Raw genomic sequence first — 14,438 nt, forward strand, 5'->3', positions numbered from 1 at the left:
GAAATCCAATCAGTGCCGGTCAGAACAGGCAGCGCTTATCGCGCGGCGGCTGCATAAAGGCGTATTGTAGCCAACTTTGGCAGCGCCTGCGCCGGCCGCCATGGCCCCAGGGGCGCGGAAAAAAAAAGCCAGCTGGGTAAGCTGGCGAAAACTATTTCGTTTGGACAAAATAGCCGGAAAAGTCGATGCTGTCACTTGGAGGATAAGCAGTGGCCGTACTGTAGCCAAACCACGGCAGCTTTACCTCCGGTATGTGACGAACTGCGCATTTCGCGGCTTGAACGTCGATACGGCGCGACAGACGGCACGGCCGTCAGCGCTCCACTTCCTGCATCCGGCCATTGCGGCCGGGACCGCCGCGCTCGTTGTTGCGCTCATTGTTGCGTTCACGCGGCGGATTGGGACGCTCGGCGCTGCGCGCTTCCTGGGGCGGACGGGCGGCAGGGGCCGGCATCGGCGGCGCAGGCAGGGAGGGCGGCGGCGCCGTCTGCAGCACCTCGCGGCGGGGGCCACGCTCGGCGCGGGGCCAGTCGGCGCGGGGCCGCTCCTCGCCACGCCAGCCGGGACGGGCCACATGGTCATGCACCGGTGGCAAGACCGGCATCGCCGGCATCACGGGCTGCGCCGGCATGGGGGGCTGCTGCGGCTGGGCCGGCACGGGCGGGCGGTTCGGCTGCATGGGATGCGGCGCCAGGTGCGTCTGGCCGTCGTCCGTCTGCAGGCGGCCAGGGCGGCTACCCCAGTCGCGCCGGGGCTCCCGGTCGCCGCGCGGCGCCTCAACGGGACGCTGCCAGTTGTCGGCCGGTGCAGGCGCGGTGCTCAACGGCAAGCTTTGCATGACGGGCGGCGGCATGGTGGTGCGGTTGCGGCGCGGCACGTCGACCGTGCGCGAGGCGCCAAAACGCTCGCCGGGCAGCATGGTCATGCCTTCGCGCCGTTCGCGTTCGCCCGCCACGAAACGGCGCCCCTCGGCCACGCGGTTGATGCGGCGTTCATAGTCCGCGCTGGCGCGGTAGCCGGGCACGTAGCGGTCGTGCGGCGACAGGGGGAACCAGCCGATACCGGGTCCCGGCCGCTGGCCGTGCTGCTGCCCATGGTTGCCGCCGACCCAGCCCACCAGGGCCGGCGCCCACGGCACGCGGCCGCGCTCGCGGCCGGGCGCCCAGCCCCAGCGGTGGCCCAGCAGCACCCAGCGGCCGTAGTGCGAGGGCGCATAGCCCCACGGCGCATTGTCGACCCAGGTCCAGCCCCACGGCGCGATCCACGTCCAGCGCCCGTCGCTGTACGGCGCCCAGCCGACCGGCACGCTGCTCGGCAGCCACAGGGGGCCGTATTGCGCGTCTTCCTGCCAGGCGCCGTAGCGGTCCAGCTCTTCATAGCCGGTGGTATCGTCCGTGACATAGCGCAAGGCCGGCGCGGCGGCGGGCAAGGCTTCGGGCCAGTTGTCGAAGGCGATCCGCTGCAAGGCGCCCGTGCGCAGCTCCTCGTCCGTCAGCTCGGCGCGCTTGCCGGCACGCAAGGTCACGCTGCCCGTCGCGCCATCCACGTCGGCCGCGCCGTCGAGCACGCTGACGACGCTGGTGCCGGGCTGGCGTCCCGCCTCGATGCGCACCCAGCCCGGCTGGGTCAGGACCACGCGGGCCTGGGCCGTGGTCAGCTCGAAGCCGCGCAGCGCGTCCGGGTTGCGCACGCGCACGCTGACCGTGCCATAGCTGAGGTGCAATTTGAAACTGTCGTCATCGAGTTCGCTCACTTCCAGCTCGGAATCGCCATCGAGGCGCACGGCGGCCGCGCCCACGCGAAATTCCGCCAGCGCACCGCGCAGGGTGCTCAAGCGGTTATCCGTCGTGACGGGCCAGTTCAAGAGGGCGTTTTGCGCGTCGCCATCGCCGGCGCGCACCAGCACTTGCCCTTCGACGGTGGAAATGCGGCCCACGCGGGCGGGCGGGTCCTGCGCCAGGACGAAGGCGCACGCCGACGACAGCAGCACGGCGCACACGGTGCGCAGGAAGGGGAGAGTCAGGGTCGGACGCATGGCAGCGCTCCAGGCAGGACTTACAGGGATGATTGCTACCGATTACATCCGCATTCGACGGACCTCGCAAGCGGGCTTACAAATGTTTGCATATTGACTTCGTTCAGGATGCCGCCTGGCTGCCCCGCTTGACGAAGAACAGGGCCGCGCCGACGGCCATCAGCAAGCCGCCAAAGAAGCGGTTCTGCTTTTTCACGGCGCGCGCATCGCGGAAAAAGCGCTGCATCGAGGACGCCAGGAAGGCGTAGCTGTGCATGACGATCTGATCGATCGTACACATGGTGACGGCCAGGATCAGCAGCTGCGGCAGCAGCGGCGCTGCCGGGCTGATAAATTGCGGCAACACCGCCACCATGAAAATGATGCCTTTCGGGTTAGTCACGTTGGTCAGAAAGCCCGTCAGCACGCGCCGGCGCATGGAAGGCACCACGGCGTCGGCATGCAGGTCGCCCGTGACGGCCACCTTGGCGCGCCATTGCGACAGGCCCAAATAGATCAGGTACAGGGCGCCCACCGTCTTGACGATATTGAACGCCACTTCCGAGGCCAGCAGCAGGGAACCGACGCCGGCGCCGGCGATGCCCAGCACCACCAGCAGTCCCAGCTGCAAGCCCAGAATCGTCGCGCTGGCCTTTTTCACCCCGTACGACAGGCCGTGCGACATCGACAGCACGGCGCCCGAGCCGGGCGAGACGGCGATGATGGAAGCGGCGATGACAAAGGTGATCCAGGTGGCGAAGGGCATGCGGTATCCAAAAAATGGTGACGATGAGCAATTTTAACCCGGTCGGTGCGGCCTTGCCGGCCCGCCCTGAGGTAAGATCGCAGTCACACACTTCCTTGCCGTACAACCAAGAATAACATCATGAAAAACAACACTTTCCTCGCTCCACAATTTCCTGCCGCTACCGTGGGAGCGCGCTGAGATGGCCGGCTCCAGTCTGCTGGCCCTGCTCGACGACATCGCCAGCATCCTCGATGACGTTTCCCTGATGACCAAGGTGGCCGCCAAGAAGACGGCCGGCGTGCTCGGCGACGACCTGGCCCTGAACGCGCAGCAAGTGGCCGGCGTGCGCGCCGAACGCGAACTGCCCGTCGTCTGGGCCGTCGCCGTCGGTTCGCTGAAGAACAAGGCCATCCTCGTGCCCGCCGCGCTGGCCATCAGCGCGTTTGCGCCGTGGGCCATCACGCCATTGCTGATGGTGGGCGGCGCCTACCTGTGCTTCGAAGGTTTCGAAAAGATTGCCCACAAGTATTTGCATCCGGACGACAGCCACAAGGCCGAGCTGGCGCAGGCGCTGCGCGACCCGCAGGTCGACCTCGTCGCCCTGGAAAAGGACAAGATCAAGGGCGCCATCCGCACCGATTTTATTTTATCGGCGGAAATCATCGTCATCGCGCTGGGCACCGTGGCCGCGGCCACCTTTGCCGAGCAGGTGGCCGTCGTCGTCGGCATTGCCATCATCATGACGGTGGGCGTGTACGGCCTGGTGGCCGGCATCGTCAAGCTCGATGACGCGGGCTTTTATTTGTCCGCGCGCAAGGGTGCGGGCGCGCTGATGGATGGCGTGCGCGGCTTGGGCCGCATGCTCGTGTCGGCGGCGCCGAAACTGATGAAATTCCTGTCCGTCGTGGGCACGCTGGCCATGTTCATGGTCGGCGGCGGCATCCTGACGCACGGCTGGCCGTGGGCCAGCGCGATGCTGCACCATGCGGAAGAAGCGGTGGGCAGCGTGGCCGGCATCGGCCCCGTGCTGGCCGCCGTCACGCCCAGCCTGATCAATGCGGTGGCCGGCCTGATCGCCGGCGGCCTGGTGCTGGCCGGCGTCACCGCCGTGTCCGCTTTGTTGCGCATGATCAAGCCAAGCAAATAAACTTTCTGGTCTGATGAGGCGGCAGGCGCATCCGTGCCTGCCGCCCCGGCCATGCCGGCGGCGCCCGCTGCCCATGGAGACCTTATGCAGACTTCCCCCGCCCCACGCCCCAGCAGCGCCTTTATCGGCGCTTCCTGGGCGGCATTGCTGATCGGCATCGTCACTTACCTGTCCGGCCTGTGGAACGCCAGCATGGCCCTCAACGAGAAGGGCTATTACTTCACGATCCTCGTGTACGGCCTGTTCGCCGCCATCTCGCTGCAGAAATCCGTGCGCGACCGCGCCGAAGGCATCGCCGTGACGGGGATTTACTTTGGCCTGTGCTGGATTTCCGTGCTGCTGGCCTTGCTGTTATTGACTGTCGGCCTGTGGAACGCCACCCTGCAAAACAGCGAAAAAGGGTTCTATGCCATGGCGTTTTTACTCAGCCTGTTCGCCGCCGTGGCCGTGCAAAAGAACGTGCGCGACGTGGCGCGCGCCACGCCGCTCGCGCCGCAGGACGTGCCGGGAACTTAAACGCCACCGCCCCGTCTATCTCCGTATCCATGTCGGGAGGGGATGATGGGCGACCAGCAGAAACGTTTGCAGATGGCACTGGAGGCGGCGCACATGGCCATCTGGGATTCGCGCATCGTCGATGGCCAGGTCATCGACGGCACGGTCAGCTGGTCGGCCAAGGGCGCTGCCTTGCTGGGCCTGGAAGAACGCGCGCTGACGCAGCCATTTCGCGCCTTTCTCGACTGCGTGCGCGCCAGCGACCGCGACAAGGTCATGACCGTGCTGCAGGACGGCGTGCGCCGGCGCGAAGGCTACGCCCTGCAATACCGCGTCGTCTGGCCCGACGGCAGCGAACATTGGCTGGCTGCCAAGGCGCAAATTTTCATGGATGCCGACGGGCATCCCGAACGCACCCTGGGCATCATCTGGGATATCACCGAGCACATGGAGCGCGAACTTCTGATCGCCGAAAGCAAGGAACTGGCCGAAGTGACGCTCAGCTCCATCGGCGATGGCGTCATCACCACCGATCCTCAGGGCAAGACGCGCTACCTGAACCGGGTGGCCGAGCAATTGACGGGCTGGAGCAACGAGCTGGCGCAGGGCCTGGACATCTGGGAAACCCTCAAGCTCGTCGATGAACACACGGGGGCGCCGCTCGAACACGTGGCCATCAAGTGCTTGCGCCAGCGCCAGGCCATCGGCATTTCCACGCATGCGCAGCTGGTCACGCGCGAAGGGCGGCATATCGCCGTGGAAGACTCGGCCGCGCCCATCTGGTCGCGCGACGGCGAGATCCTCGGTGCCGTCGTCGTGTTTCGCGACGTCAGCCACGAACGCAAGCTGAGCCAGCAGCTGTCGTGGCAAGCCACGCACGACGCCCTGACGGGCCTGATCAACCGGCGCGAATTCGAACATCTGGTGGCCGGCGCCCTGCACACGGCCAAGCAGGACGGCCACACACATGCGCTGCTGTACCTGGATCTGGACCAGTTCAAGGTCATCAACGACACCTGCGGCCACGGCGCCGGCGACGTGCTGCTGCAGCTGCTGGCCAAGATGCTGCAGGGGCGCATGCGCGACAGCGACATCCTGGCGCGCCTGGGCGGCGACGAACTGGGCGTGCTGCTGCCCCACTGCCCGCTCGATCACGCGCGGCAGATCGGCGAACAGCTGCGCCAGTCCATCCGCGATTTCCGCTTCGCCTGGGATAACCGCAGCTTCGAGCTGGGCGTGAGCATCGGCATCGTGGAAATCAACCAGGACAGCAAGTCCATGAGCGAGCTGCTGAGCGCTGCCGACCAGGCGTGCTACCTGGCCAAGGAGCAGGGCCGCAACCGCATCCATATCTACCAGGAATCGGACGTCATGCTGGCGCAGCGGCACGGCGAAATGCTGTGGATTTCGCGTCTGAACGAAGCGTTCGCACACGATTATTTCCGCCTGTACGCCATGCCCATCGTGCACCTGCACGACCGCGAGGAACACCACGACGAAGTGCTGATCCGTATCCGCAACAGCAAGGGCGACCTGATACTGCCCGGCGCCTTCATTCCCGCCGCCGAACGCTACGACATGATGCTGCCCATCGACCGCTGGGTCATCCGCGCCGTCTGCGCGCATATCGAAAGCGTGCGCGACAGCCTGCCGCCGCTCGAGGCGCTGGCCGAAAGCCGGCGCCGCGCACCGGCCCTGTATTCCGTCAACCTGTCGGGCATGTCGCTGGCTGACACGGGCTTGCACGACTACATTACCGAGCAGTTCGTGCAATTCGCGATTGCGCCCGAGCAAATCTGTTTTGAAATCACGGAAACGGCCGTCATCGCCAACCTGCCCAAGGCGCAAGTATTCATGCGCCAGCTCAAGGCCATGGGCTGCCGCTTCTCGCTCGACGACTTCGGCAGCGGCTTTTCCTCATTCGGCTACCTGAAGGCCCTGCCCGTCGACTATCTGAAGATCGACGGCGTCTTCGTGCGCGACATCGCCACCAACGCCATCAACCGCGCCATGGTCAAGGCCATCAATGAAGTGGGCCACGTGATGGGCCTGCAAACGGTGGCCGAATACGTGGAAGACGAAGCCACCCTGGCCGTCATCCGCGAGCTGGGCATCGACTATGCGCAAGGCTACGCCGTGGGCGGCTTGCGGCCGCTGACGGCGGGCGTGGATTAGCGGCCAGGCTTCAGAGCTCGCAGGCCGGCGCCGCCGCCACGCACTGCGCATCGGGAAACGCGCGCACGCGGTAGCGCACCGGGTAGCAATCGATTTGCTCCATCAGGCCGCCGCCGATGGCTTGCGCCTCGTCCCACGCCAGCAGCTTGCTGCCGCTGCGCTCGCCATGCTCGTCGCGCACCTCGAGCGCCACGACATCGGTGCGCGGCAGCAAGGTATGCACGTCGCGGGCCCAGCTGCTCACGGAAACGACGCGCTCGCCCGGCTGCCGTTCGATCAGCAGGCAGCTGGCGACGAAGACATCTTCGCCCGTGCTCGTGTTGAGTTGCTCCCACTCTTCCTTCTGTTGGTTGTAGAGATCGGCGCGCACGATCGTCTGGAAACGCCGCAGCGCCGTGGCGACGGCCGCATCGGCCGGTTCGCAGGCGACGATTTTCCCGTCCCGCACGCCATACAGGGCGGTCGAGACCTGCCGCCCCTCGTCGCGCGCCAGTTGGTCGGCCAGAGCCACCATGGCCAGCTGTCCTGCCGCATGGTGCGACGACGCCAGCAGGAAGCGGCCGCGCGTGGGCACCATCACCAGCGGTTCGCCGCCTTCGCAGGCGCGGTACAGCAAGTCCGGCAGCAACAGGCGCGAAGAATCATAGGCGTCGTTCCAGTCGCCCAGCAGCAAGCCGTTGCCCAACGCGACGAAACTGTGCGCCGTGCGGTCACGCAAATTGTCCATGGCCGCCGCCAGCGCCTGTTCGAACGTCACGCCCCACTGCGCCAGCGTAGCCTGGCCGATGGTGGCCATATTCGCTTCCGTATCGTAGGCCAGCATGACGACCGCATCCTCGCTGAAGTCCTGGCAGGCCGTGGCAAATGCAGGACGCTGCGGCTCGGTCTGCGCCAGCAGGCGCAGATGGTCGCCCTGCCGGCGGCTGCGCAGTACGGGCATCAGGCTGGCGCGGGCGTCGGCAAAGCTGGATGGCACGCCGGGAGCCGAGTAGATGCTCAGGTAGTGCTGCACGACGTGTGCACGCTGCTTGCGCGGCGCGGCGCAATAGTCGCGGTAGGCATTGTCCAGATTGAAAACATGCCCGTCGTCGCTGCCCGACACGATGCGAAACTGTTCCCGTTCATAGCGGCTGTCGGATGCCAGGCCATCCTGGCCGATCTGCCGCAGGACGAGCTGCGCAAAGGCATCGCGCGAGGGAGGGCTGCGGAAAAAATCGAATAAACCCATGGGTCTCCTGAATCCAAAGAAAGCCGCCAAGGCAAATAGTGCCAATTAGCAAAAGAAATAGCCAATTTGGCACTATAAACGAAAAGCTACCGGGACGAAATGGGACTGGCTTGAGAGCTGCGGCAAATTACCCGAGCCAATCTGGAGGATTTTGATCTACATCAATAAATTTGCGCAGGCGACTCCTTACACTGATCTCCATTCTTGCAATCGTGCAAGTCTTACTTACCAATTGCTCATTTAACCGACCAGGAAGCCGCGACCATGCGACAAAATTTGCCAGTGACTAACCGTGAAGTCCTCGTCCAGGACGACCAGGCCATCGTGTCGAAAACGGATATGAACGGCAATATCGTCTACGTGAATCCGTACTTCAGCCAGGTCAGCGGCTTCAGCGAGGCAGAGCTGCTCGGTTCGCCCCAGAACATCGTGCGCCACCCGGACATGCCGGCCGAAGCGTTTGCCGACCTGTGGGCGTCGATCCAGGCGGGCACGCCGTGGACGGGCCTGGTCAAGAACCGCTGCAAGAACGGCGATTTTTACTGGGTGCGCGCCAACGTCACGCCCATCCGCGAAGCGGGCAAGACCATCGGCTACATGTCGGTGCGCGTGAAGGCCGACAAGGACCAGGTCAAGGCGGCAGAGGAAGCCTACGCGGCCATCCGCAACAAGGAAGGCGGCAACATCGTCATCAAGCATGGCCAGATCGTGCGCCCGGGCCTGGCGCACCTGCTGCACAACCTGACGCACATGTCGCTCAACCTGCGCATCTGGGCCGCCACCTCCATCGTCAACTGCCTGCAGCTGCTGGTGTGCATCATCAGCCTGTTCGCCAGCGGCGGCAAGATCACCAATTACGCCATCTTCGGCGCCACCCTGTTCGGTTTCCTGATCAACGTCTTCCTCTGGTACACCTTGCGCATGTCCGTGCTCAAGCCGCTGGGCAAGGCCCTGAACGGCGCGCGGGCGATTGCCGCCGGCGACCTGTCGGGCAGTTTTGAAACGGACAGCACGGATGAAATGGGCCAGCTGCTGCGCGCCCTGCAACAGATGAACAGCAACCTGATCGCCACCATCCGCGACGTGCGCATCAACGTGGAAACCATGGCCGTGGCCACCAAGCAAATCGCCGTCGGCAATATGGACCTGTCGGGCCGCACGGAATCGCAGGCGGCCAGCCTGGAAGAGACGGCGTCGAGCATCGAGGAATTCTCGTCGACCGTGAAACAGAACGCGGACAACTCGGTGCAGGCGAATGAACTGGCCGTGGCCGCCTCGAAAGTGGCGGTGCAGGGCGGCGAGATCGTTTCCGAAGTGATCACCACCATGGACGACATCAACACCTCGTCAAAGAAGATCGTCGACATCATCGGCCTGATCGAAGGCATCGCCTTCCAGACCAACATCCTGGCCCTGAACGCGGCCGTGGAAGCGGCGCGCGCCGGCGAGCAGGGCAGGGGCTTTGCCGTGGTGGCGGGCGAAGTGCGCAACCTGGCGCAGCGCTCGTCCGTGGCGGCCAAGGACATCAAGCAACTGATCGAAATTTCCGTCGGCAAGGTGGGCGCCGGCATGCTGCAGGTGAACCGCGCGGGCGCCACCATGGAGCAGGTGGTCAGCTCCGTCAAGCAGGTGACGGCCATCATGCAGGAAATTTCCATCGCCTCGCGCGAGCAGAGCATCGGCGTCGACCAGGTCAACCAGGCCATCGCCCACATGGACCAGGTGACGCAGCAGAACGCGGCCCTGGTGGAAGAAGCCGCCGCGGCCGCCACGCGCCTGGCGGAAGAAGCAGCCAGCCTGTCGCAAGCCGTGAGCCTGTTCAATTTCGGCAAGATGCCGCCACCGCGCCGCGTCGCCATGCCCGGCGGCAAGGGCGGCGCCGCGAACGCCGGCAAACCCGCCATGAAACGCCTGGCCGCCTAAACCTTTCAAGACATCAAAACACATCATGCCTACACTCCTCAGCAGTGCTTCCGCCGACCTGGACGCCGTCGTCGAATTCGACCCGGTCATCATCGGCAAGATGAGCCAGTCCGGCCCCCGCTACACGTCGTATCCGACCGCCGACCGTTTCAGTGCCGATTTTGGCTACGGCAATTTCCTCGAAGCGCTGGCCGCGCTGCGCATGCGCGGCGGCCGCCGTCCGCTGTCGCTGTACGTGCACGTGCCGTTCTGCGACACCCTGTGCTACTACTGCGCCTGCAACAAGATCATCACGAAAGACCGCAGCAAGGCCGCCACCTACCTCAGCTACCTGAAACAGGAAATCGCCATGCAGGGCAAGCTGTTTGCCGGCATGAACCAGATCGAGCAATTGCACTTCGGCGGCGGCACGCCCACCTACCTGAGCGAAAAGCAGATGGACGAGCTGATGGCGCACCTGCGCCAGCATTTCGAGTTCGCTGCCGATGAAGACGGCGAATATTCGATCGAGATCGATCCGCGCACCGTGTCGCGCGAGCGCGTGTTTTCCCTGCGCGCGCAAGGCTTTAATCGCATCAGCCTGGGCGTGCAGGATTTCGACGCGGACGTGCAAAAAGCCGTCAACCGCATCCAGCCGGAAGCGGAAACGGTGGCCATCATGCAGGCGGCGCGCGACGCCGGTTTCCGCTCGATCAGCATCGACCTGATCTACGGCCTGCCCAAGCAAAACCTGGACACGATGACGGAAACCTTGCGCAAGGTGATCAACGCCAGCCCCGACCGCATCGCCCTGTACCACTACGCGCACATGCCGCACCTGTTCAAGCCGCAGCGCCGCATCCTCGACGCCGACATGCCCGACAGCGCCACCAAGCTGGCCATGCTGGGCCTGTGCATCGCGCGCCTGACCGCCGCCGGCTATGTCTACATCGGCATGGATCATTTCGCCAAGCCGACGGACGACCTGGCCGTGGCGCAGCGCCAGGGCCGCTTGCACCGCAATTTCCAGGGCTATTCCACGCGCGCGGAAGCGGACCTGATCGCCTGCGGCGTCTCGGCCATCAGTTCCGTCGGCGCCGTCTACAGCCAGAATGAAAAGACGCTCGACGCGTACTATGAAAAGCTCGACGAAGGCGTGCTGCCGATCGCGCGCGGCATCAAGCTCGATACGGACGATTTATTACGCCGTATCATCATCCAGATGCTGATGTGCAATTTCGAATTGTCGATCGCCACCATCGAGCAGGCGCACCCCGTGAAATTCCGCAGCTACTTCGCCACGGAACTGGAAAAGCTGCGCGAACTGGCGCGTGACGGCTTGCTCGTCATCGAGGAAGACTGGCTGACGGTGACGCCGAAAGGGCGCTTGCTGATCCGCAATATCTGCATGGTTTTCGACCGCTACCTGACCATGGCGCGCGCCAACGCGGCGCCGGACGCGGTGCAGCCGCTGCGCTACTCGAAAACGGTGTAACACCGCCCGATGAACGCCCTCAGCCTCGTGCCCATGTTCCTGGTCGGCCTGGCCGGCAGCGTGCACTGCATCGGCATGTGCGGCGGCATAGTGGGCGCCCTGTCGATCAGCGGCGGTGCCGCTCCCGCGCCAGCGCGCCCCGTGATCGCCATCGCCGTGGCGCGCCCGGCATTGCAGACAACCGTGCAGGCCAATGTGCTGCGCGTGCTGGCCTACAACGGCGGGCGCATAGGCAGCTACATGCTGGCCGGCGCCCTGGCCGGCAGCCTCGCCGGCGCGGGCATGCTGCACATGGCGTCACTGCAAGTGGCCGGCTACTGGCTGGCCAACCTGATGCTGGTGGCGTTGGGCCTGTACCTGATGGATGCCTGGCGCGGCCTGGCCCGCCTGGAAGCGGCGGGCAACGTCGTCTGGCGCCGCGTGCGCCCCCTGCTGAAACCGCTGATGCCCATGGATACGCCGTTCAAGGCCCTGGCCGTGGGCGGCCTGTGGGGCTGGGTGCCGTGCGGCATGGTCTACAGCGCCCTGCTGACGGCCATGATGCAAGGCTCGGCCCTGAGCGGCGCGGCCACGATGGCCGCCTTCGGCCTGGGCACCCTGCCCACGTTGCTGGGCATGGGACTGCTGGGCACGCGCCTGCGCGCACAGATGCAGCGCCGCCCCGTGCGCATCGCCAGCGGCGTGCTGGTGCTGGGCTTTGGCTTGCTGGGCCTGCTGCGCGCCGCGAATGGCGTCTCGCTGGGCTGGCTCGACGCCCTGTGCGTCACGGGCCATCCATGAAAAGACGCATGAAAACAAACTTATGAATGCAGTTTTACAACCCTCCGCCTGCTTCCATTGCGGCTTGCCCGTGCCCAGCGGCTCGAGCTGGCACGTCACCATCGACGACGTGCCGCGCGCCATGTGCTGCCCCGGCTGCGAAGCGGTGGCGCAAACCATCGTCGACATCGGCCAGAGCGCCTACTACCGCGACCGCGACGAATACGCCGTCAACGCGGCTGACGCCACCATGGTGCCGCCCGAACTGCGTTTGTACAGCAATGACGACACGCAATTCGCGCGCGACGCCAGCAGCTGCGAAGCGACCCTATCTGTCGAAGGCATCCGCTGCGCCGCTTGCGTCTGGCTGATCGAACGCCAGCTGACGCGCTTGCCCGGCGTGCAGGCGGCCAGCCTGAACGTCGCCACGGAGCGCCTGTACGTGCGCTGGAGCCGCGCGCAGTGCGAGCCGGGCGACATCCTGCAAGCCGTGCGGCAAGTCGGTTACACGGCCTATCCGTATGACGCCGTGCGCCATGGCGAACGCCTGCAAAAAGCCAGCAAGACGCTGGGCCGCCAGCTGTTCGTGGCCGGCCTGTCGATGATGCAGGTGATGATGTACGTGGCACCCGCCTACCTGGCGGCCGAAGACGGCACGCTGGACGACAATATGGCCAGCCTGATGCGCTGGGCCAGTTTGCTGCTCACCTTGCCGGCCATCTGCTATTCGGCCATGCCGTTTTTCCAGGGCGCCTGGGCCAGCCTGCGCGCGCGCACCCTGGGCATGGACGTGCCCGTGGCGCTGGGCATCCTGGCAGCGTTCTTCGGCAGCGTGGTGGCGACGTTTACGGGCCGCGGCGAGGTGTATTACGACTCGGCCACGATGTTCATTTTTCTGCTGCTGTGCAGCCGCTATTTCGAGCTGCAGGCGCGCCGCAAGGCTGCCTCGGCGCTGGAAAGGCTGCAGCATGCCTTGCCCGCGTCCGCCTCGCTGATGGCGGGCTTTCCCGACAACCGCGCCACCACCCTGGTGCCGGCCGGCAGCCTGGCCGTCGGTGACATCATCCTGGTCAAGCCGGGCGAGGCGATCGCCGCCGACAGCGTCATCATCGAAGGCACGAGCGCGCTCGATTTATCGCTGCTGACGGGCGAGAGCGCGGCGCAGCGCCGCAAACTGGGCGAGCGGGTGCCGGGCGGCGCAATCAATGCCAGCGCGGCACTGATCTTGCGCGTACTGAAACCGGCGCGCGAAAGCACCTTGTCCGACCTGTTGAAGCTGATCGAGCGGGCCGGCAGCGGCAAGCCGCAGATCGCGCAGTGGGCCGACAAGGTCGCCGCCTGGTTCGTACTGGGCCTGCTGCTGTTTGCCGTCGCCGTGTTCGCCTTCTGGAGCTGGCACGACCCGTCGCAGGCGTGGCCCGTGGCCATTGCCGTGCTGGTTGTCTCGTGCCCGTGCGCGCTGTCTCTCGCCACGCCGACGGCGCTGGCGGCCGCCACCGACAGCCTGCTGCGGCGCGGCGTGCTGATCGTCCAGCCGCACGTGCTGGAAACCCTGCACCGCGCCACCCACATCGTCTTCGACAAGACGGGGACATTGACCCTGGGCCGGCCCGTGCTGAAACAGATCGAGGGCCTGGACGGCATGACGGAAGACGACTGCCTGCAGGTGGCCGCCGCGCTGGAGGCGGGCAGCGCCCATCCGCTGGCACAGGCGATCCTGGCAGCAGCGGGAGAAACACCGCGCACGCATGCGGAACAATTACAGGAAGTGCAGGGGCAGGGCCTCGAGGGCCTCGTCGACGGCGTGCGCTACCGCCTGGGCAATGCGGCCTTTGTCGCCGCCATCGCGGGTCCGCCGCTGGGTGACACGGCCGTCGGCATGCAGGGAATGACGCCGCTGTACCTGGGCACGCAGGGGCGCTGGCTGACGCGCTTCCTGCTCAGCGACGCGCTGCGCCCGGAAGCGCGCGACGTGGTCGCGTATTTCCACCGGCACGGCAAGCAAGTCGTGCTGCTGAGCGGTGACCAGGAAGCGCTGACGCAAAGCGTGGCGGCGGAGCTGGGCATCGCCACGGCCTGCGGCGAATGCCTGCCCGATGAAAAGCTCGATTTCGTGCAGCAATTGCAGGCGACGGGTGCCGTGGTGGCGATGGTGGGCGACGGCATCAACGACGCCGCCGTGCTGAGCGGTGCCGACGTGTCCTTCGCCATGGGCTCCGGCGCCGCGCTGGCGCAAGCGCATGCGGACACGGTGCTGCTGTCGAGCCAATTGGTGTCCGTGCTCGACACGGCCAAGACGGCCGCGCGCAGCATGCGCATCATCCGCGAGAACCTGGGCTGGGCCACGCTGTACAATCTGACGGCCATCCCGGCCGCCGCGCTGGGCTTCTTGAACCCCTGGCTGTCCGGCGTCGGCATGGCTGCCAGCTCGGCCGTCGTCATCGCCAACGCCCTGCGCCTGCGGAAAGCCTGAAC

Annotated in this window: 10 protein-coding genes; 7 read left to right on the top strand and 3 right to left on the bottom strand. The window is 65.8% G+C overall.

Features of this window, described 5'->3' with window-relative positions; all coding sequences use genetic code 11:
* Positions 1 to 313: 313 nt before the first annotated feature.
* Both AC3RCG_RS01160 and AC3RCG_RS01165 read right to left on the bottom strand, forming a co-directional pair.
* Positions 314 to 2,035: a DUF6600 domain-containing protein gene (locus AC3RCG_RS01160; protein ID WP_492402515.1), complete on the bottom strand. Its 1,722-nt coding sequence runs from the start codon at positions 2,033 to 2,035 to the stop codon at positions 314 to 316.
* A gap of 103 nt (positions 2,036 to 2,138) precedes the next feature.
* Positions 2,139 to 2,780, bottom strand: a complete 642-nt coding sequence (locus tag AC3RCG_RS01165; protein WP_492402513.1) for a LysE family transporter — start codon at positions 2,778 to 2,780, stop codon at positions 2,139 to 2,141.
* Between the two features lie 181 nt (positions 2,781 to 2,961).
* Here AC3RCG_RS01165 and AC3RCG_RS01170 point away from each other — a divergent pair, with 181 nt between their 5' ends.
* The 3 genes from AC3RCG_RS01170 (at position 2,962) to AC3RCG_RS01180 (ending at position 6,579) form a co-directional block, all read left to right on the top strand.
* Positions 2,962 to 3,909: a DUF808 domain-containing protein gene (locus AC3RCG_RS01170; RefSeq protein WP_121670757.1), complete on the top strand. Its 948-nt coding sequence runs from the start codon at positions 2,962 to 2,964 to the stop codon at positions 3,907 to 3,909.
* 84 nt (positions 3,910 to 3,993) lie between these two features.
* Positions 3,994 to 4,425, top strand: coding sequence for an inner membrane protein YiaA (gene yiaA, locus AC3RCG_RS01175; protein WP_409027523.1), 432 nt, complete (start codon positions 3,994 to 3,996; stop codon positions 4,423 to 4,425).
* A 72-nt stretch (positions 4,426 to 4,497) separates the two neighbouring features.
* The gene (locus AC3RCG_RS01180; protein WP_492490443.1) at positions 4,498 to 6,579 is read left to right on the top strand and encodes an EAL domain-containing protein; all 2,082 of its coding nucleotides are present in this window, start codon (positions 4,498 to 4,500) and stop codon (positions 6,577 to 6,579) included.
* 10 nt (positions 6,580 to 6,589) lie between these two features.
* On the opposite strand, the gene AC3RCG_RS01185 is transcribed toward AC3RCG_RS01180, so the two are convergent.
* Complete coding sequence (locus tag AC3RCG_RS01185; protein WP_070312674.1) at positions 6,590 to 7,807, bottom strand: DUF1444 domain-containing protein; 1,218 nt, start codon at positions 7,805 to 7,807, stop codon at positions 6,590 to 6,592.
* 264 nt (positions 7,808 to 8,071) lie between these two features.
* Here AC3RCG_RS01185 and AC3RCG_RS01190 point away from each other — a divergent pair, with 264 nt between their 5' ends.
* The 4 genes from AC3RCG_RS01190 to AC3RCG_RS01205 are packed head-to-tail and all read left to right on the top strand — an operon-like array spanning position 8,072 to position 14,436.
* Positions 8,072 to 9,730: a methyl-accepting chemotaxis protein gene (locus AC3RCG_RS01190; RefSeq protein ID WP_070223242.1), complete on the top strand. Its 1,659-nt coding sequence runs from the start codon at positions 8,072 to 8,074 to the stop codon at positions 9,728 to 9,730.
* Between the two features lie 25 nt (positions 9,731 to 9,755).
* Positions 9,756 to 11,204, top strand: a complete 1,449-nt coding sequence (hemN, locus tag AC3RCG_RS01195; RefSeq protein WP_099408217.1) for an oxygen-independent coproporphyrinogen III oxidase — start codon at positions 9,756 to 9,758, stop codon at positions 11,202 to 11,204.
* Positions 11,205 to 11,213: 9 nt separating this feature from the next.
* Positions 11,214 to 11,984, top strand: a complete 771-nt coding sequence (locus AC3RCG_RS01200; protein ID WP_070288951.1) for a sulfite exporter TauE/SafE family protein — start codon at positions 11,214 to 11,216, stop codon at positions 11,982 to 11,984.
* A 22-nt stretch (positions 11,985 to 12,006) separates the two neighbouring features.
* Positions 12,007 to 14,436 (top strand): heavy metal translocating P-type ATPase, encoded by a 2,430-nt coding sequence (locus tag AC3RCG_RS01205; protein ID WP_492402508.1) that lies wholly within the window; start codon positions 12,007 to 12,009, stop codon positions 14,434 to 14,436.
* The last annotated feature ends 2 nt before the right edge of the window (positions 14,437 to 14,438 follow it).

It is taken from the genome of Janthinobacterium sp. GW823-FHT01H08, from assembly GCF_058797855.1.